Origin of the sequence: Caulobacter rhizosphaerae, from assembly GCF_010977555.1 — a bacterium.
Lineage (GTDB): Bacteria > Pseudomonadota > Alphaproteobacteria > Caulobacterales > Caulobacteraceae > Caulobacter > Caulobacter rhizosphaerae.
Window position 1 is genome coordinate 4,011,551 of sequence record NZ_CP048815.1, and the last position, 18,412, is coordinate 4,029,962.

10 protein-coding genes are annotated in these 18,412 nt (G+C 69.2%); 6 read left to right on the forward strand and 4 right to left on the reverse strand.

Features of this window, described 5'->3' with window-relative positions; genetic code table 11:
• The first annotated feature begins 231 nt into the window (after positions 1-231).
• From G3M57_RS18410 to G3M57_RS18425, 4 genes are all read left to right on the forward strand, one after another.
• A complete protein-coding gene (locus G3M57_RS18410) occupies positions 232-858 on the forward strand; it encodes a YceI family protein (RefSeq protein WP_163232197.1) in 627 nt (208 codons plus the stop codon).
• A 31-nt stretch (positions 859-889) separates the two neighbouring features.
• Positions 890-2,203 (forward strand): cytochrome b/b6 domain-containing protein, encoded by a 1,314-nt coding sequence (locus G3M57_RS18415; protein WP_163232198.1) that lies wholly within the window; start codon positions 890-892, stop codon positions 2,201-2,203.
• Between the two features lie 167 nt (positions 2,204-2,370).
• The gene (locus tag G3M57_RS18420; protein ID WP_163232199.1) at positions 2,371-4,566 is read left to right on the forward strand and encodes a beta-glucosidase; all 2,196 of its coding nucleotides are present in this window, start codon (positions 2,371-2,373) and stop codon (positions 4,564-4,566) included.
• A 100-nt stretch (positions 4,567-4,666) separates the two neighbouring features.
• Positions 4,667-6,217, forward strand: coding sequence for a DUF1593 domain-containing protein (locus G3M57_RS18425; RefSeq protein ID WP_208789620.1), 1,551 nt, complete (start codon positions 4,667-4,669; stop codon positions 6,215-6,217).
• Positions 6,218-6,357: 140 nt separating this feature from the next.
• On the opposite strand, the gene G3M57_RS18430 is transcribed toward G3M57_RS18425, so the two are convergent.
• On the reverse strand, positions 6,358-7,251 hold the full coding sequence (locus G3M57_RS18430; RefSeq protein ID WP_163232201.1) for an alpha/beta fold hydrolase: 894 nt from the start codon (positions 7,249-7,251) through the stop codon (positions 6,358-6,360).
• 380 nt (positions 7,252-7,631) lie between these two features.
• Here G3M57_RS18430 and G3M57_RS18435 point away from each other — a divergent pair, with 380 nt between their 5' ends.
• On the forward strand, positions 7,632-10,079 hold the full coding sequence (locus G3M57_RS18435) for an alpha-L-rhamnosidase-related protein (RefSeq protein WP_163232203.1): 2,448 nt from the start codon (positions 7,632-7,634) through the stop codon (positions 10,077-10,079).
• A gap of 106 nt (positions 10,080-10,185) precedes the next feature.
• A complete protein-coding gene (locus G3M57_RS18440; RefSeq protein ID WP_163232205.1) occupies positions 10,186-11,496 on the forward strand; it encodes an FCD domain-containing protein in 1,311 nt (436 codons plus the stop codon).
• 100 nt (positions 11,497-11,596) lie between these two features.
• Here the strand turns inward: G3M57_RS18440 and G3M57_RS18445 are convergent, their stop codons facing one another.
• The 3 genes from G3M57_RS18445 to G3M57_RS18455 form a co-directional block, all read right to left on the reverse strand.
• Complete coding sequence (locus G3M57_RS18445) at positions 11,597-11,947, reverse strand: DUF2200 domain-containing protein (RefSeq protein WP_056759124.1); 351 nt, start codon at positions 11,945-11,947, stop codon at positions 11,597-11,599.
• Between the two features lie 198 nt (positions 11,948-12,145).
• Entirely contained in the window at positions 12,146-14,338 is a 2,193-nt protein-coding gene (locus tag G3M57_RS18450) for a TonB-dependent receptor (protein WP_163232207.1), read from the reverse strand.
• 462 nt (positions 14,339-14,800) lie between these two features.
• Complete coding sequence (locus tag G3M57_RS18455) at positions 14,801-18,190, reverse strand: glycosyl hydrolase (RefSeq protein ID WP_208789621.1); 3,390 nt, start codon at positions 18,188-18,190, stop codon at positions 14,801-14,803.
• Between the last annotated feature and the right edge of the window lie 222 nt (positions 18,191-18,412).

Sequence of the window (18,412 nt, forward strand, 5' to 3'; positions counted from 1 at the left end):
TCGCCCGCCCAGAGCCATGTCATCGCCTTGGGCGCGGCGTTTTTCGAAAGGCGGGCGTCCAATCTGGCGAGCGATCGCGGGGACCTCGCGCGTCCACGGCGGCCGCGGCCGCCTGGGCGTCAAACGCCAATGTCCAATTCCGGGCCCTTGTTTCGGGTCGCCGCGAAAGCTCGACTGAGGCTCGCGCCCACGACGATCGTGCCCGGCGCCGCTTTCGTTGGAGTCTCTTTGATGATCCGCCGCCTCGCCTGCTCCCTGCTCGCCGCCACGCTGCTCGCGCCCGCCGCGATGGCCGCGCCGGGCGTGACCTCGACCAAGCCGGCCGATCTGCCCGCCGGCCACTATGGGGTCGATCCGACCCACACCACGATCGTCGGCAAGATCAGCCATCTGGGCTTTTCGCTCTACCAGATCCGGTTCACCAAGATCGACGCGAGCTTCGACTATGATCCCAAGGCGCCGCAGAACGCGGCCTTGAAGGTCAGCGTCGATCCGGCCTCGATCGAGACCGCCACGGGCGGCGACGAAGCCGGCCTCAAGTTCGCCAAGGAACTGGCCGGCGAGGCCTGGTTCGACGCGGCCAAGTTCCCCACCGCGACCTTCGTCTCCACCAAGGTCGAGCCGGGCCCGGGCCAGACCGGCAAGATCACCGGCGACCTGACCCTGCATGGCGTGACCAAGCCGGTGGTGCTGGACGTCACGTTCAACGGCGTCGGCGCGGGCTTTGGCCCCGGCGTCAAGACCGGCTTCTCGGCGACGACGACGTTCAAGCGCTCGGCCTTCGGGATCAGCAAGTACGCGCCGCTGGTCGGCGACGACGTCACGCTGAACATCGAAATCGAGTTCGACAAGAAATAGGTCGGGCGCGGGAAGTCTGGGGGAGGTGTCCATGGCCAAGAGCCGTACGCGCTACACGACGGTGGCGATCGTCATTCACTGGCTGATCGCCGCGGCCATCCTCTTCCAGATCATCCTGGGCTGGCGGATGGGCGACGGTCCCAAGGGCCCCGCGACCTACGCCCTGTTCCAGCTGCACAAGTCGATCGGCATCACCATCCTGCTCCTCAGCCTGTTGCGGCTGGGCTGGCGGCTGGTCAATCCCGTCCCGCTGGCCCCGGACGACCAGCCCGGCTGGGAGCGGATCGCGGCCAAGCTGGTGCACGTCGGCTTCTATGGGATCATGATCGGCCTGCCGCTGACCGGCTGGATCATGGTCTCGGCCAGTCGGGTGCCGATCCCGACCCTGCTCTACGGGACCATCCCCTGGCCGCACCTGCCGCTGCTGCCGCAGCTGGCCGCCGGCGCCAAGCAGACCTGGCGCGAGGCCGGCGAGGCCGGCCACCAGGCGCTGGTCTGGCTGGCCTATGTCCTGCTGGCCCTGCACCTCGCGGCGGTGGCCAAGCACCAGCTGCTCGACCGCGACGCGGTGTTCGGCCGCATGGCCCCCGGCGCCCGCCCCGGTTGGAAGGAGCCGCGCGCCTGGCTGGCCGCCGTGGCGCTCGTCGCCGTGATTGCGGCCGGCTATCTCTACAGGCCCGCCCTCAAGGCCGCCCCGCCGGCCGAGGTCGCCAGGGTCCCCCTGCCCGCCGCCGCCCCGATCGGCATCGCGGCCGCGCCGGCCGAGCCGGCCGCCCAGGCCCCCGCGCCGGTCTCCGACCTTGAGGACCCCGTCGCCTGGACCGTCCAGAAGGGCTCCAGTCTGGCCTTCACCGCCACCTGGTCGGGCAGCGCCATCGAAGGCCAGTTCAAGACCTGGACCGCCGACATCCTGTTTTCGCCGCAGGCCCTGGACCGCTCGAAGCTGACGGTGACCGTCGACGTGGGCTCGGCCGCCACCGGCGACGACCAGCGCGACCAGAGCCTGCCCAGCGGCGACTTCTTCGATACCGCCGAGCACCCGAAGGCCATCTTCACCGCCAGCAAGTTCCGCAAGACCGGCGAAGGCAGGTTCGTCGCCGACGGGACCCTGGACCTGCGTGGCGTCAAAAAGCCGCTCAGCCTGCCGTTCTCGCTGAAGATCGACGGCGACACGGCCAGCGCCCGCGGCGCCACCACCCTGGACCGGACCACATTCGGGGTGGGACAGGGCGAATGGGCCTCGACGGACGCCATCGCCGCCAAGGTGAAGGTCAGCTTCTCGCTGACGGCCAGGCGCGGTTCGACCGCGCCCTCCACGCCGCGGCCGGGTCGCCCCATTCCATGATCGACCCGGCGATGAGGATCATCCCGCTCCCATCGCCGAAGGCCGCGCGCGGCGGGCCGGCGCCAAGGCCGATCTCACCCCCACCGCGCGCGCCGCCGCCAAGGCCCGCGCCCCTCGGAAAGCCCCCCTGGCCTGACGGCGCGTGGCGGCCCAACTGGAGAGTCTCGATGATGCCTCGTTCCTTGCGCGCCGGCCTGATGTTGGGCGCGACGCTAGCGGTGATGGCCGCGCCGGCCCTGGCCGCGTCCGACCAGCCCTGGCGCGACAAGCGCCTGCCGGCCGATCAGCGGGCGGCCTTGCTGGTCAAGGCGATGACCCGCGAGGAGAAGCTGCGGATCGTGCACGGCGTCTTCCCGATGATCATGAAAGATCGACCGCCGGGCGTTCAGAAGTCGGCGGGCCTGGTGCCCGGGATCGCGCGCCTGGGCCTGCCCGATCTGCTGGAAAGCGACGCCAGTCTTGGCGTGGCCGCCGCCCAGCGCGACGATGACGAGGCCACGCCCCTGCCCTCGGGCCTGTCGCTGGCGGCGACCTGGAATCCGCAACTGGCCTATGACGGCGGACGGATGATCGGCAAGCAGACGCGGCAAAAGGGCTTCAACGTACTGTTGGCCGGCGGGGTGAACCTGGTGCGCGACCCGCGCAACGGCCGCAATTTCGAATATCTGGGCGAGGACGTGCTGCTCAGCAGCCAGATCGCCGCCGCCTCGATCCGCGGTATCCAGAGCAACAAGATCGTCTCGACCACCAAGCATTTCGCGCTCAACGCCCAGGAAACCGGTCGCCACGTGCTCAATGCGGTGATCGACCCTGGGGCGCTGCGCGAGTCCGACCTGCTGGCCTTCCAGTTCGTCATCGAGCAGAGCCAGCCGGGCTCGGTGATGTGCGCCTATAACCGCGTCAACGGGCCCTATGCCTGCGAGAACCCGGAGATCTTCAACGCCCTCAAGGGCGACTGGGGTTGGAAGGGCTGGGTGATGTCCGACTGGGGCGCGGTCCATTCGACCAAGGCCGCGGTGATGGCCGGCCTGGACCAGCAGTCGGGTGAGGAACTCGACGAAAAACCCTATTTCGGCGCCCCGCTGAAGGCCGCCATCGAGTCGGGCGAGATCCCTGAGGCGCGGCTGACGGACATGGCCCAGCGCATCGCCTGGGGGGTGTTCTCCAGCGGCCTCTACGACAATCCGGTCAAGGCCGGCGGCCTGGACATCGCCGCCGACGCGCCGGTGGCCGAACAGGCGGCCGAACAGGGCGTCGTCCTGCTGAAGAACGACGGCGCCCTGCCCTTGGCGGCCGGCGCCAGGCGCATCGCCGTGATCGGCGGCCATGCCGACGTCGGCGTGCTGTCGGGCGGCGGCTCCTCGCAGGTCATTCCCAAGGACGCGATCCGCATGGCCCCGCCCAAGGGCGCGCCGGCCTGGGGCGCGGGCGTGGTCTATCACGCCTCCTCGCCGCTGGACGCCATCCGGCGACAGGCGCCTGGCGCGGCGGTGACCTTCGATGCGGGGACCAACGCCGCCCAGGCGGCCCAGGCCGCCAAGGACGCCGACGTCGCCATCGTCTTCGTCACCCAATGGACCACCGAGGCGCTCGATGCGCCCTTGGCCCTGGCCGACGGCCAGGACGCCCTGGTCGAGGCCGTGGCGGCGGCCAATCCGCGCACGATCGTGGTCATGGAGACCGGCGGGCCGGTGTTCACCCCTTGGGTCGACAAGGTCGCGGGCCTGATGGAGGCCTGGTATCCCGGCGCGCGCGGCGGCGAAGCCATCGCCAAGGTGCTGTTTGGCAAGGTTGACGCCTCGGGTCGCCTGCCGGTCACCTTCCCCCGCACCGAGGCCGAACTGCCGCGGCCGAAAATCCCCGGCGCGGACGTCGCGCGGCGCGAGGAGGTCGTGGTCACCGACAAGCCGCCGCCGTTCGACGCGCCCTATCCGGAAGGCGCCGACGTCGGCTACCGGTGGTATGAGCGAACCCAGGCCGCGCCGCGTTTCCCGTTCGGCTATGGCCTGTCCTATGGCCATTACCGCTACGCCAACCTCAAGGTCTCGGGCGGCCAGACCCTGACGGTCAGCTTCGACGTGACCAATGTCGGCCAGCGCGCCGGCCTGGAAACCCCGCAGGTCTACGCCGCCGGCCAGGGGCTGACGCATCGGCTGATCGGCTTCAAGAAACTGGCCCTCAAGCCGGGCCAGACCCAGCGCGTCACGCTCGCCGCCGACCGACGCCTGCTGTCGCGTTTCGACACGGCCAAGCCCGGTTGGACCCTGGCGGCCGGTCCCTGGAGCGTTAAGGTCGGCCGTTTCGCCGGCGACGCGCAACTGACCGGTTCGGCCCAGCTCTCGCCCGGCCGGATCAGGCCCTGATCGTCGCGGCGTGAACGCCATTGGACGCTGGCGCATGGCGCCGGCGTCCAAACCGGTAGGCCGATCTGGGCCAGACCAGACAAGGCGGATGGAAACGATGATGCGGCGGTTCAGGCTCGGTCTTCTGACAGTCGCGACCTTGGTCGCGCCCTGCGGCGCGATGGCGGCCCAGCCGGACACGGCGGCGAAGGTTCCAGACCGGCCGGTGACCGGCCCGCCCCCGCCGCCGGCGGCCGACATGATGGCCGGCAAGCCACGCCTCTTTGTCCTGACCGACATCGGCAATGAGCCTGACGACCAGATGTCGATGGTGCGGTTGATGGTCTACGCCAATGAGATCGACATCGAGGGCCTGGTCGCGGGGACGTCGGTCTGGCAGCGGTCGGTGACCCATCCAGAGACCCTGCGGGCCATCGTCACCGACTATGGCGCCGTCAGACCCAACCTGCTCAAGCATGCGGCTGGCTGGCCGAGCGCAGAACAGCTCCTGGCGACGATCTCGGCCGGACAGCCCGGCTACGGGATGGCCGCGGTCGGCCGGGGCAAGAGCACGCCCGGCTCGAGAGCCTTGATCCAGGCCGCGGACCGCAAGGACGACCGTCCCCTTTGGGTCAATCTCTGGGGCGGGGCCAATACCCTGGCCCAGGCCTTGTTCGACGTGCGGGCCGCGCGTCCGCCAGGCGAACTGGCGGCCTTCGTCGCCAAGCTGCGCGTCTATTCGATATCGGACCAGGATGACGCCGGTCCCTGGATCCGTCGCACGTTTCCAGGCCTCTCCTATATCGTCCAACCCTCCTCCCAGAACGGCGACGACTACGCCGCCGCGACTTGGACCGGCATCAGCGGCGATGCGTATTACCGCAATGGCGACGGCGCGGACGCCAGCCTGGTCAGCAACGAATGGCTGCAATCGCATGTTCGATCGAAGGGACCGTTGGGGCGCCACTATCTGAACTTCGCCTTCATCATGGAAGGCGACACGCCGGCGTTTCTGAACCTGATCGGCAATGGGCTGGAGGGCCATCGCAGCCCCAGCTGGGGCGGCTGGGGCGGACGATATGTCTACCGCGCGCCGGCGGGCGAAGCCCATTCGATCTGGACGCAGGGCGGCGATGCGTTCGCGCGAACGGACTCGCGCGACATGGTGCTCGGCGTCGATGGCCGGACCCACGTCAGCGATCAGGCGACGATCTGGCGCTGGCGATCAGCCTATCAGAACGACTTCTCCGCTCGCATGGACTGGACGATCAAGCCCTTCGGCCAGGCCAACCACAGGCCCGCGGTCGTGGTCGGGGGCCGGGCCGGCTGGGCCCCGATCTTCGTCGACGCCAAGGTGGGCGAGCCCATCCTGCTCGACGCCTCGGCCAGCACCGATCCCGACCATCAAGACCTGAGGTTCAGCTGGTTTACCTATTCCGAAGCCGGTTACTCACCGGGCGTCGGCATGGGGGATCTCAAGATCGAGGGCGAGCGCACGGCCAGGGCCGTCCTTACGCCGACAACCGCCTGCCGGCCTCGGTGGCTTCCCAGCCAACAGCCCTGCGCGTCCGGCGTGGTCCATGTCATCCTGGCGGTCACCGACACCGGCGCGCCGGCGCTGACGAGCTACCGCAGGATCATCGTCAAGATTACAGACCCGCGGCCAAACTGAGGGAGAGGGTTCGAGACGGCGGCGCGCCGATCGCCACCCCGCTTGGGGCGCGACAAGCGCCTCGCCGGCGGCCTACCGCCAAGACGCTCGTCATGCTTTTCCCGACGGACTCCGCCGGGCTTCAAGAGCAGGGCCCCGGATCAACCGCGGGCGAAATCCGTCAGGGCCTTGAGGAAGGCCTGCGGTCGCTCGACGGACGGGATGTGGCCGCTGCCCGCGATCAGGCTGAAGCGGGCGCCCGGGATCACCTGGGCATAGGCGCGCCCGCGCTCGGCGGGGAACAGCTCGTCGGCGTCGCCCCAGATCACCAGGGTGGGGGTTTTGATCTGGGCCAGGCGCGCATCGTCCAGCGACTGGCGAATGATCGAGCCGCCGACCACGCGCGAGGTCACCAGGCTGTTGTCGGGGCGCGGGCGTCCTTCGAACACCGCGCCCGCCTGGGCGCCGATCGCCGGGTCGTTGATGCTGCGCGGCGGGTTGGGGCCGGCGGGGGGCGGCCCCTTGATCTGCAGGGCGCCGTCGACGATCACCAGCTTCGAAATCGCCGGCACAGTCCCGCCCAGACGCGAAGGCCCGCCTTGGGCCAGCGCATAGTGGCCCACCACCCAACCGCCGAAGGATTCTCCGACCATGACCGGACGGTCCAGGCCGAGCGAGGTGATCAGGCCGCCAAGATAGCTGACGAAGGTTTCGGCGTCGTAGGGCAGATCGGGCTGCGACGAAGGGCCAAAGCCGATCTGGAACGGGGCGACGACGCGGAAGTCGCGCGACAGAGGACCGATCACCCGCCCCCATTCCAGGCTCGCCGACCCGCTCATGCCGTGCACCAGAACGATGGCCGGGCCCGAGCCCTGATCGTAGTAGGCGATCGATTGGCCGCCGATCTGAAGGGTCTTCATCTCGGGCAGGCGCCAAGGCAGCGCATCGGCCTGGGCGCAGCCGAGGCTCGGCGCCAAGGCCGTGGCCGCCCCGGCGACGATCAGTCCGCGGCGCGACAACGAATGGCGTCCGGCGGCGTGGCTGATGGTCTTCATGGATCCTCCTCCAAAAACGGGCGAAGCGCGAGCATCGACGCCATGCCGCGCCCGTCTCGGTTCGTCTCTTGGTCAAGGCGTGCCTTGGGCCATCCCCCGAGTCAATCATTTTGCTTCATATTAGCGCAAACAATGATCGATCCTGCGCGCCGAACCCGAGGCGCGCCGCCGTCAAACTTCTCGGGCCAGACTACCTTCCGTCGCCGAAATCGCATCCGCGCGGCGGATAACCCAAGCATTTCCGGCATATTGTCGTTTCCCCCCGCCCGTTTGACCGTTCAAACGAACGGTTGCTAATTTATCATTTTCGAGCAAATTTGATCGCAACAACATCGGCTGATCGACCGGATCCAGCCGGGGACTTTCTTCCGGGAGGACAGATGCACGACCCGTCGTCGACACCCCAGGCCGCCGACCGCCCCAAGGCGGTTCATGCGTCTGCGGCGCGCCCGAAGTCCCTCCTGGCCGTTGCGGTCCTGCTGGTGCTGGGCGTGTCCGCGCCCCTAGTCGCTCGGGCGGAGAGTCCGTGGATCACCCACCCTGCCGCGCCGAAGGCCGACGCGGAAGCCGCGCCGATAGCCCTGCAATTTCGCCGCGAGGTGACCCTGAAGGCGGCGCCCAAGACGGCGCTGGTGCGGGTCAGCGCCGACAATCGCTTCGTGCTGTTCGTCAACGGCCGTCGCGTCGGCGCCGGCCCGGCCCGGGGCGACCTCAAGCATTGGCGCTACGAGCGGTTCGACCTGGCCCCCTATCTCAAGCCGGGCCTCAACGTCCTGGCCGCGCGCGTTTGGAACGACGCCTCGATGGCGCCGCTGGCCCAGGTGAGCGCCCGAACCGGCTTTTCGATGACGCCGGAGACCTCGACCCTGACCTGGGCGTCGACGGGACCCGCCTGGCGGGTGCGGCGCGACGAGAGCCGAACGGTGGCGCCGGGCATGGTGCAGGTCCAGGCCGCGGTGGGCCGCACCTTCTACGCCGCCGGACCGCCCGAGACCCTGGACGGGGCCAAGGCCGACTGGAGCTGGACCGCGACGCGGAGCACGGCGACGGACTGGGTCGCCGCCAGCCCCGCGCTCGCGCCCGGCGAGGCCTCGCCCTGGACGCTGGTCTCCGACGCCCTGCCCCACATGGCCTACACGCCCGCTCCGATCGGACGCCTGGCGCGCGCCGAGGGCGCGGGCCAGACCACTTTCCCCAACGCGCCGTTGACCGTGCCGGCCAACAGCGAGGCGGTCCTGCTGCTGGACGCGGGCAAGGTGGAAGCCGCCTACCCGGCGCTGACCGTCACCGGCGGCCAGGGCGCGCGGATCACCCTCACCTATGCCGAAGCGCTCTACGCCGCCGACAAGACGCGACTGAGCGACCGGGCCCAGGTCGAGGGCGGCCAGGCCCTGGGCCTGTCGGACACCATCTTGCCCGATGGCGGCGCCCAGCGCCTCTATCAGCCCTACTGGTGGCGCGTCTGGCGCTTTCTGGAAGTGCGGGTGAAGACCGGCGCGCAGCCCCTGACGCTGAACAAGGCCGAGCGCTTCAGGACCGGCTATCCGTTCCAGGCCAAGGCCCGCTTCGCCAGCAGCGACCCGGCGCTGGATCAGATCTGGCGCATTGGCTGGGACACCGCGCGGGTCGATGCGCACGAGACCTATCAGGACTCCTCCTACTGGGAGCAACTTCAGTACATCGGCGACACCCGCCTGCAGGCCCTGATCACCTATGCGGTGACCGGCGACACGCGCCTGCCCGTGCAGGCGATCGACGCGATCGAGCACTCGACCCTGAACGGCCTGCCCCGTTCGGCCTATCCCTCGCGCAGCGACCAGTCGATCCCGCCCTTCACCCTGCTGTGGATCGGCATGCTGCATGACTACTGGATGCACGCGCCCGACACCGCGCCGCTGAAGCGCAATCTGGCCGGCATGCGCGGGGTGCTGGACTGGTATGGCGGCTATGTCGGCGCCTCGGGCCTGATCAAGCACACGCCCGGCTGGCAGTTTGTCGACTGGCGTCCAGGCCTGAGCGAAATGCCGCAGGCCGGCGAACCGCCGCGTCCGGACTCCTGCGTGATCAGCCTGTCCTATGTCGGCGCCCTCAAGCAGGCGGCGCAGTTGGAGACGGCGCTGGGCGACCCGGCCAGGGCCAGCGCCGACCTGGCCAAGGCCAAGGCCGCCGCGGCCGCTGTTCGCGCCCAATGCTGGGATGCGGGACGGGGATTGTTCGCCAATACGCCCGAGAAGAAGGCCTTCAGCCAGCACGCCAACGCCCTGGCGGTGCTCTACGACGTCGCCGACGCCACCCAACAGGCGGCGATCCTCGAGCGCGTCACGGTCCGCGGAAAAGGGCTGGAGCCGCCGCACGGGATCACCGGCGTCTCCTACTACTTCGCCTTCTACCTGGCCCGCGCGTTCGAGCACGCCGGTCTGGGCGATCGCTATCTGGAGCTCCTCGACACCTGGCGCGGGATGTTGGGCAAGAACTTCACCACCTGGCCCGAGAGCGACGATCCCTCGCGTTCGGACACCCATGCCTGGAGCGCGCATCCGACGGCCGACCTCCTCACCCTGGTCGCCGGCGTCCAGCCCGCCGCCCCAGGCTTCGCCAGTGTCCGCGTGACGCCGCATCTGGGCGCCTTGACCAAGCTGGACGCGGCGATCGCCCATCCCCGCGGCCTGATCGAAACGCGTTACGTCCGCGACGGCGATCACCTGACCGCGATCGTGACCCTGCCGGCCGGGGTCGAGGGCGTGTTCGAGTGGAGGGGTCGCCGCATGGCCCTCAAACCCGGCGCCAATCGCCTTGACCTGACGCAGGCGATCGCGCCGGCCCCATAGGTCGGCGCTCCGGCCTGGACTGGAACCTGGCCGAGCGATCCCGACACGGCCGCCCTGGAGGGCTGAGCCGGTTCTTCGAATGGCCCAGGCGATCACGGGAGGTAGGATGACATTGACCAGTCCAGTCGGCGGCGCGCGCCGATCGCGGCTCGAGCCGCCGCGCCGCTTGCTGCCAGGGCCGCACCGCGAATACGAGGCGATCGCCCGCGGCGAAGCCATCGCGCGGGGCGAAGAGACCCCGCGGCGGCTGGGTCCGCTGACCGCCATGCAGGTTGAGGATTCCCTGCAAAGGCAGGGCTGGCCCGAAGGCGCGGTCTATGGTCCGGAAGACGTGATCGCCGCCGACTTCGGGGTTGGCGTGCGCCTGATGCGCCAGGCCTTCCGCATTCTGGAATCGCGCGGCGCCTGTCGCCAGCAGCGCGGCCGCAGCGGCGGCTTGATGGTGTTGCGTCCCTCGCCGTCCGCCACGGCCGCGGCGCTGGCCAATCACCTGCGCTGGACCGGCGCGACCCTCGAGCATATCCGGGAGGCGCGAACCTTCTTCGAGGCGCTGAGCGCGCAAACCGCGACGCGGCGGCGCGGGAGCGGGCGCGGCGAGGAAGACGATCCGGTCCTGAGCCTGGTCCTGACGTGCCTGGACGAATTTGCGGGCCGCCTTTCACCGCCGGCGGGCGCACCGGCGCCGCCCGCCCCCGCCTCGCCGCCGCTGGCGCAGGATCCCACCAATCTGGCCGCCGTCGTCGCTGCGCGCATCGCCGCCTCGATCACCCATGAGGCTTGCCTGGCGCGGACCCGGCTGGGCTCGTTCTGGGAGCTGGCCGAGATCCATGAGGTCAGTCTGGCGGTGATCATCGCGGCCGTGCGCATCCTCGAGGACGCTGGCGTGGTGATCTGCCAGAAAGGCCGCGCGGGCGGGGCGCGCCTGAGGATCCCCGACGGCGACGCCCTGGTCAGCCTCGTGCACGGCTATCTCGCCGCCTCGCAGGCCAATGAAGCCCAGTGTCTTTGGGTCTGCCACAAGCTCAATATGCGCGCCACCGAGCGCGTGGCCGCCACGCGCACCGATCGCCTGTTGGACGCGCTCGAAGCGATCCATCGGCGGATGAGCGCCGCCCACGATTTTGGGGTCATGGAGGCCTGGTACGCCCTGCAAAGGCTCCTGCACGAGGCCGCCGGCAATCCGGCCCTGCACGTGATCACGCGATGCCTGGCGGGCTATTCGGTGCGCGCCTTCGCCGACCCCGTCACCCCGCCCTCCCCGGATCTGCTGGCCAGGATCGTGGACGCCGCGGGCGCCCTGGTCGAGGGCGTGCGTCGAGGCGACGCGATCTTGGCCCTGGACGCCCAACTGCGCACGCGACTGGCGCTCGACGAGCGTCGCCGCCGCCAACGCGCGCCCGCGATGTTGGCTTCCTAGTCCGCCGCGCCCTGGCCGCCCTTCTGGCGCCTGCGTCCACGACCGGTGTCTCCCCGGCCAAGGACGCGGTCGGCCCGGCGCGTCTCCACCTCGGGGGATGTTATCGACGTAGGATCTTCTCCATCGCCCTACCCTTGGCGAGCTCGTCGATGAGCTTGTCCAGGTAGCGGATTTCCCGCATCAGCGGTTCGGCGACCTCTTCGACGCGCACGCCGCAGACCAGGCCCGTGATCTTGGTCCGGGCCGGATTCAGCAAGGGCGCCACGCCAAAGAACGTCTCGAAGTCCGTTTGCTTGGCCAGATGGGCGTCGAACTCTTCCTGGCTGAAGCCGGTCAGCCAAAGGATGATGTCATCGACCTCGGCTTTGGAGCGCCCCTTCCGGTGCGCCTTGGCCAGGTAGTGCCCGTAAACGATGGCGAAGCTGGTCGAGTAGATTCGATGCTTGGTCATTCGATCCAATCGGCCCGCGCGCCAGCAGGAGACCGTCAGCCGGCCCTCCTGAGGCGCTGGTCAAGGTCCTGGCGACGATAGCGCCAGGCCCGCCCGCGTCCAACGCCCGGATCGGGTCGGGGTCCTGTCCGAGCGTCGGGACCGGCCCGCCGCGGCTTCGCGGGCGGGCCGGCCTGTTTCAGGGGGCGGCGCTCAAGATCAGAACGCCACCCTGGCCCTGAGGCCGTACTCGCGCGGCGCGCCGTAGAACTCGTTGTTGCCGCCCTGGCCCAGGACATACTGCTTGTCCGTGAGGTTTCGCCCGTAGGCCTCCAGTTGCCATTGGCCGAAGTCCAGCGTGGCCAGGGCCGAGAGCAGGCCGTGCGCCCGGATGCGATCGGTGACCGGCGAATAGAACAGGTTGGTGAACTGTTCGCCGACATAGGCGTAGTTCAGCCGCGGCGTGAAGGTCACGCCATTGGCCAGCTGGAATTGGTACTGGGCCCCCAGATTGTAGGTCCACTTGGGCGACAGCAGGTTGGGGCCGCCGCCGGCCTGGCCGGTGAACGGCACATAGTTAAAGCAGGTCGGCGGGTTGGAGGGGGTCCCGGTCGGGCACTGCGGTCCCAGCGCCCCGGAGGGGAGCGGGACGGTGTTGACCGTGACGAAGCCCGGCAGATGGCTGTCGACATAGGCCACCGAGCCGTCGGCGGAGAACCCGCCAAACTTGAGCTGGATCTGGGCCTCGACGCCCTTGATCGTCGCGGTGGGCAGATTGGCCACGCCGTTCTGCCCCGAGGTCACATCGACCAGCCCGAACTGGAAGCCGTGATAATCGTTCCAGAACGCGTCCAGCTGCGTGCGGACATGGCCGTCGGCCAGGGTGGATTTCCAGCCGATCTCATAGTTCCAGACCGTTTCGGGACGGAAGGCCGACACGGTGGAGTTGAAGCCGCCGGGCTTATAGCCCCGCGCGGCGAAGGCGTAGATCAGGTTGTTGTCGTCGAACTTCCAGTTCAGGGCCAGCTTTCCGGTCGGCCGGCTGTCGCTGTGGCGACCGGCCAGATCGGCAACCACCAGACCCGCGGCTGGGAAGCCCGGGATCCCGGCCCCGATGGCCACCGCGCCGTCGCCTGACAGCTTGAAGTGCGAATAGCGCACGCCCAGCTGGACCTCCAGCGTGTCGGTCAGTTGGTAGTTGCCCTGGGCGAACAGGCCGGTGGTGACCTTGGTCTGGTTCTGAAGGACGTCGAGCGGAAAGCCGCCATTGACCTGGTGGAGCCGGACGTTGATCCGGTTGCGCTGGTAGTAGGTTCCCAAGATCCAGTCGAAGCGACCGTCGGTGGGCGAGATCAGGTTGAATTCCTGGCTGGCCTGGCGCTCCTGGACGTTCTGGTCGGTCCGCACGTCGGCGATCGCGGTGGCGTCATTGTCGATCAGGAGCCTGGACTCCTTGTCCTGGTAGCCGCTCACCGAACGCAAGGTCACGCCGTTGGCGAATTCGTAGCGCAGCTCGGCGCTGTTGATGAACCCGGTCTCGTGCTGGGAGGTGGGCGCATTGTAGCTCAGGGTGCGAATGTCGCCCACGCGGCCAGCCGCCAGGCCGGTGCCCAGGACCGGCCGGTAGGCGAAGCCGCCGGTGTTGAGGTCGAGGACTTCGGTCTTCAGCAGGGCCTCGAAATTGCCCGGCTTCCACAGGACGCCAAGCCGCACCGCCTTTTCATTGAGACGTCCGGCGTCATTGTGAGCCGGGCCGACGTCTTGATAGTAGCTGTCACGACGACGAAGTTGTCCGGCCAGGCGGATGGCCAGGTCGTTGGCGACGGGAAGGTTGATCGCGCCTTGGGCCTCCATGGCGTCGTAGTTGCCGTAGGTGGCGCCGGCATACCCGCTGACGCCGGCGAGCTTGGGACGCTCGCTGTTGATGAAGATCGCGCCGCCGGTCGAATTGGATCCGACCAGGGTGCCTTGCGGCCCGCGCAACACCTCGACGCTGGCGATGTCGAAGAAGCTGTTGGTCTGGACGATCGGCGGCTGGAAGACGCCGTCGACATAGGTCGCCACGCCGTTGGCCACCGACGGCGAGCCCGAGGCGATGCCGATGCCGCGGATGTTGACCGACTGAACCAGTCCCCCTTCCGAAACGCTCAGGGACGGAGCGGCGAACTGCAGGTCGGACAGGCGCGTGACCGCCTTTTCGACAAGGGCTTGGGCGCTCAGGGACGTCGCGGCGATCGAGACGTCCTGCAGGCGCTCCTCGCGGCGCTGCGCCGTGACGATGACGTCCGGCAGGATATTGGCGTCCGCCGCCTGCGCACTGGCGGGACGGGCGGTGTCCTGGGCGAAGGCGGGCGCGGCCGAGGCCAGACCGACGGCAAGCATGGTCGTCGTCAGAAGCAGTGATTTTTTCATTTTTCCTCCTCGGTGAAGACCGGCCGCTTTTCTTCTTCCGCCCTGCTCAGTCCCCGCGCGAGTCATCAAAAACAACCTGGGCGGATAGACTTCATCTGAACGTTGTTGCGTGGCCAAATCTCAATCTAAACAGCTTGGTATAGTTAAAGGGCCTGGAGTTTCGGCCGGCCATCGCCGCGCCTCTTCCGTGTTCCAGGCGACTGTCGCTGGAACGGTCGAGCTAAACTAGGCCCCGTATTTATCGCCTGCCCCGCCCAGGCCCCGGTCGCCGTTGCACGGCCCCGCGTCAGGACCGGATGGACCGCGCGGCGGCGCCGCTCGAACCTTGAGGGGCTCTGGCGGCAAAGGCTTCAAGCCTGGGCCAGGCCGCGTCATCGCCGTTTCAGACGAAAAAAAGCCCGGCCTTGGGGAAAGGCCGGGCGCAGGTGAGGGGCTGCCGCCGAACGGTCCGGCGGCGCGCGGCTAGCGGCCTTGCGGCGCCAGCAGGGTCACAGGTCCGATCAGGCCCGATGTGCGCAAAGGCGCGTCGGGACGGTAGGTCGGCATGGCCGTGAAGGTGAGCGGTTTGGCGCCCGGCTGGGCGTCGCCGACCAGGCGGTTGACCCAGAGGTTGGCAACGCGAACCTCGAGGCTGTTCTTGCCGGGCTTGAGCGCCCGCGAGACGTCGACACGCCAGGGCGCCTTCCAGGCGTAGCCCGCCGACTGACCATTGACGATCACCTCGGCCACGTCGCCGACGCGGCCAAGGTCGAGCTGCAGCGGCTGGCCAGTCCGCCACTTGGCCGGCGCCGTCAGCGTCGTCTTGTAGGCGGCCACGCCCGAGAAGTACTTCACCCCCGGATCGGGATTGTCGTTGAGCGGCGCCAAGCTGGCCAGGGTCACGGTCGCCGGGGCGCCGCGACCAGGCTGGAAGGCGACCGTCCAGGGACCGCTGGCCTGGGCCGCGGGGGCCCAGCGCGGTGTGGGGAGCGTGACCTGCGGCTGGTCGGCGGCCTGCCGGAAGACCACGAACAGCGCGTCGTGGGCGCTCAGCTCCAGCGGGACCACGGTGCGCTCGCCCTCGGTGCGATAGCTGGTCGGCGCCACCCCGCCCGTATCGGCGCGCCAAATCTCGGCCTTGCGGCCGCTGACGCGGAAACGCGCGTCGAGCGTCAGGGCCCGGTCGCTCTGGTTGCTGACGAAATAGACGTCCGAGCCGTCATCCAGCCGCCGATGCAGGAACTGGACATCGCCGCCACCGGCGTCGGCCTCGAAATCGGGCGCCTGACCAAGGTCGAGCAGCGCCTTTTCGACGTCGTCGCCGGCCACCACACGGCCTTGGCCGACGGTGGTCACCGCGCCGCCGGCCCAAAGCCTGGACACCAACGCCGTGAACGCGCCAGCGTCGTCGGCCAGGCTTGGCGAACTGAGCGGCGCCTTGCCGACGACGGTGACCCCGCCCTCGACCAGGGCCGCCAGGCGCTTGAGCACCGGCAAGGTCATGCGCTGGCTCGTCCCGCCCAGATAGAGCACCTTGTAGCGGGCGCCCGACGGCGCGGCGAGCGCGCCGCCATCGGCCTTCAGGGTGTTGAGCAGCATGTCGCCATTGACCAGGTCGTAGCCGTAGCGCCGCGGCGCGTTCTGCGGGACCTTGGCCTGGTAGAGCACGGTCACCGGCGAGTCCTCGCCATAGAAGTAGGCCACGTCGGCGAAGTAGCGGCCCTGCTGGAGCATCAGGCTGGTGCGCGAGAGGTAGTCCACCCAGGGCTTGGCCATTTCAGCCCAGGTTTCGTGGCGATTGAAGTACTGGCCGAACGGACCCAGCGAGAGGCCGGGCTGCTTGTCGTCGACCGGCTGGTGCACCGAGGTATGGATCACCGACCGGTTGATCCCGTTGACGAACTCCAGGTCGGCGATCGGCTTCAGGTCGACGGGGGCGAACGCCCAGGGCGAGAACGCCGCGGTCATGGACTCGGCCGCGGCGATGTTCTGCCCCATCACGTGGGCCACCGAGGCCGCGCCGCGGATGTCGCCGATATAGCCGGGGCGCGGACCGTCCTTGGGATCGTAGGTCCAGATCGCCGCCATCGGGAAGTCGGCGTGCTGGCGCATCTGCAGGTCGTCGCCGAGGCTGGGCCGCCCGGCCTCCAGGGACTCGCCATAGACCGCCAAGCCGCGCGCATGGGCGACCTCGGCCACCTGGCCATAGTGGGCCTCAGCGATCAGGTCCGCCAGCGTGCGCCGAAAATCGTAGAGGAAGGCGTCGCTCTGCTGGCGCGAGCCGACCACCACACCGGTCAAGGCCAGCAGCCAGGGCTTGGGATCGTAGCCCCGCAACGCCTTGAAGCGCCCGACCATGTCGCCGGTCCAGTTGGAGGCGCCCACCTCGATACTGTCGGTCAGCAGCGCGCGCACCCCGCGCTCGCCGATCAGGTCCGGCCCGGTCGCGGTCTGGTACATCGCCAGATAGTGTTCGAGATAGGCGCGCACCGCGGCCGCGTCGTACTTGTCGACCTCAAAGCCGGTGGCCTCGGCCGGCGCGGGGTGATTGGTCGTTCCCAGCAGCGAGTAGCCCAGACGAACGATCCGCCAGTCGCCCGGCGGCGGTGTCCAGTCGAGCTTGCCGTCCGGTCCCATCCTGTCGGTGAGGTCGATAATCGCGTCCGGCGCCACGCCCGCCGCGGCGCCGCCGCGTTCGAGGGCATAATAGTCGGGCGCGATGGCGAAGCCGGCCTTGGCCTCGAAGCGGTCCAGGCGTTCTTCGCCGAAGAACCGCAGCTCGCCGATCGCCATGACGCTGGCCGCCTGGCTCGGGCCGAAGGCCATCTTGACCGCCCCGGGCACGCCCTTGAACAAACCGCCGAGGTTGGGGTCCGGCGCGACCGGCGTCAGCACCACGCGCAGACGCTGGGCGGTGACCGGCTCGAAACTGATGGTCGATTGCACGCCTTCGAGCGGCAGATCGGCGACCTTGCGCCAGCCCCCGGCCCCGTCGGCGGCCTCCAAGGCCGCCCGCGCGCCCGATTGGTCGAACACGCCGCCGCCCTCGGGGCGGCCCAGGGTCACCGAGCGCACCGTCACCGGCTTGCCAAAGTCGGCGAGGATGTAGCCAGGCCCCTCGCCGGCTTTCAGCGGCACATCGACCGTCGTCTGAAGCCGTCCGTCGGCGAGCTTGCCGCCCTCGGCCACCGCGCCCAGGCTCGTGGCGAAGGCCGGTGGCGGCAGGGGTTTGGCGGCTGCCGGCGCGGGATAGGCCAGCACCATCACGTCACGATAGAGCTCGGCCGGCGCCTTGCCGGTGTCGGCGGCGGCGAAATTGGCGCGGAACGGCGCGTCCTGAAACGGACCGGTGACCTGAGGCGGCGCGGCCAGAACCAGCGACAGGCGTTTGCCGCCGACGGCGGAGGTTTCGCTCCAGACCAGCTTCTTCATGGCGTTCTGAGGCGTCACCCAGGGCCCGCCCGTCTCGCTCCAGCCCGGCGACGCGGCGATGGTCAGCTCAAGTCCGTGCTGGTCGGCGCTCTGGGCCGCGAAGCGGAAGGCGTCCTTCCATTCGGGCGTCATATAGGCCAGCCGGCGCTGGACGATCTGCGGCGTTGCCAGGTTGACGTCGAAGTTGGTCACCCCGCCCAGGCCGACACGGGCCATCCAGTCGAAGTCCTTCTCGATCCCCTCCTTGGTGATGTTGCCGTTCATCCAATGCCACCAGGCGCGCGGCCGGGCGCTGTTGGGAGGATTTTGGAACGCCGCTTCCAGCGTGGCGGGCGCCACCGAGCCAGGCAGGGCTGTGGATTGGGCGCGGGCGACGCCGCCCAAGGCCGTGGTCGCCAACAAGGCGCCCAACACCGCGCGGGTCATGTGTCCGTGTTTCATTCGTCTCTCCCCGGTGCGCCTGGCGACGGCGCCGTTTGGCCGGCGCCGCCGCGTTTGGACGCAGAGCCCTCTTCAGAGGGCCTCGCAGCTCGCTTTGCGCGAATATGAGCAATAGTGAAGCCGGCAACTTCAAGGTCAACCATTATCGATCACGGATGATCACCTCGACGAAAGATCCTCGCGGCGGCCCAATCACCCCGCGCCGGCTCGGGCGCCCGACGC

Bases quoted from the DNA above. Each gene is read 5' to 3' on its own strand.
- G3M57_RS18430 (WP_163232201.1), bottom strand. From the start codon at position 7,251: ATGAAGACCATCAGCCACGCCGCCGGACGCCATTCGTTGTCGCGCCGC.
- G3M57_RS18420 (WP_163232199.1), top strand. From the start codon at position 2,371: ATGATGCCTCGTTCCTTGCGCGCCGGCCTGATGTTGGGCGCGACGCTA.
- G3M57_RS18445 (WP_056759124.1), bottom strand. From the start codon at position 11,947: ATGACCAAGCATCGAATCTACTCGACCAGCTTCGCCATCGTTTACGGG.
- G3M57_RS18450 (WP_163232207.1), bottom strand. From the start codon at position 14,338: ATGAAAAAATCACTGCTTCTGACGACGACCATGCTTGCCGTCGGTCTG.
- G3M57_RS18425 (WP_208789620.1), top strand. From the start codon at position 4,667: ATGCGGCGGTTCAGGCTCGGTCTTCTGACAGTCGCGACCTTGGTCGCG.
- G3M57_RS18415 (WP_163232198.1), top strand. From the start codon at position 890: ATGGCCAAGAGCCGTACGCGCTACACGACGGTGGCGATCGTCATTCAC.
- G3M57_RS18455 (WP_208789621.1), bottom strand. From the start codon at position 18,190: ATGAAACACGGACACATGACCCGCGCGGTGTTGGGCGCCTTGTTGGCG.
- G3M57_RS18435 (WP_163232203.1), top strand. From the start codon at position 7,632: ATGCACGACCCGTCGTCGACACCCCAGGCCGCCGACCGCCCCAAGGCG.
- G3M57_RS18410 (WP_163232197.1), top strand. From the start codon at position 232: ATGATCCGCCGCCTCGCCTGCTCCCTGCTCGCCGCCACGCTGCTCGCG.
- G3M57_RS18440 (WP_163232205.1), top strand. From the start codon at position 10,186: ATGACATTGACCAGTCCAGTCGGCGGCGCGCGCCGATCGCGGCTCGAG.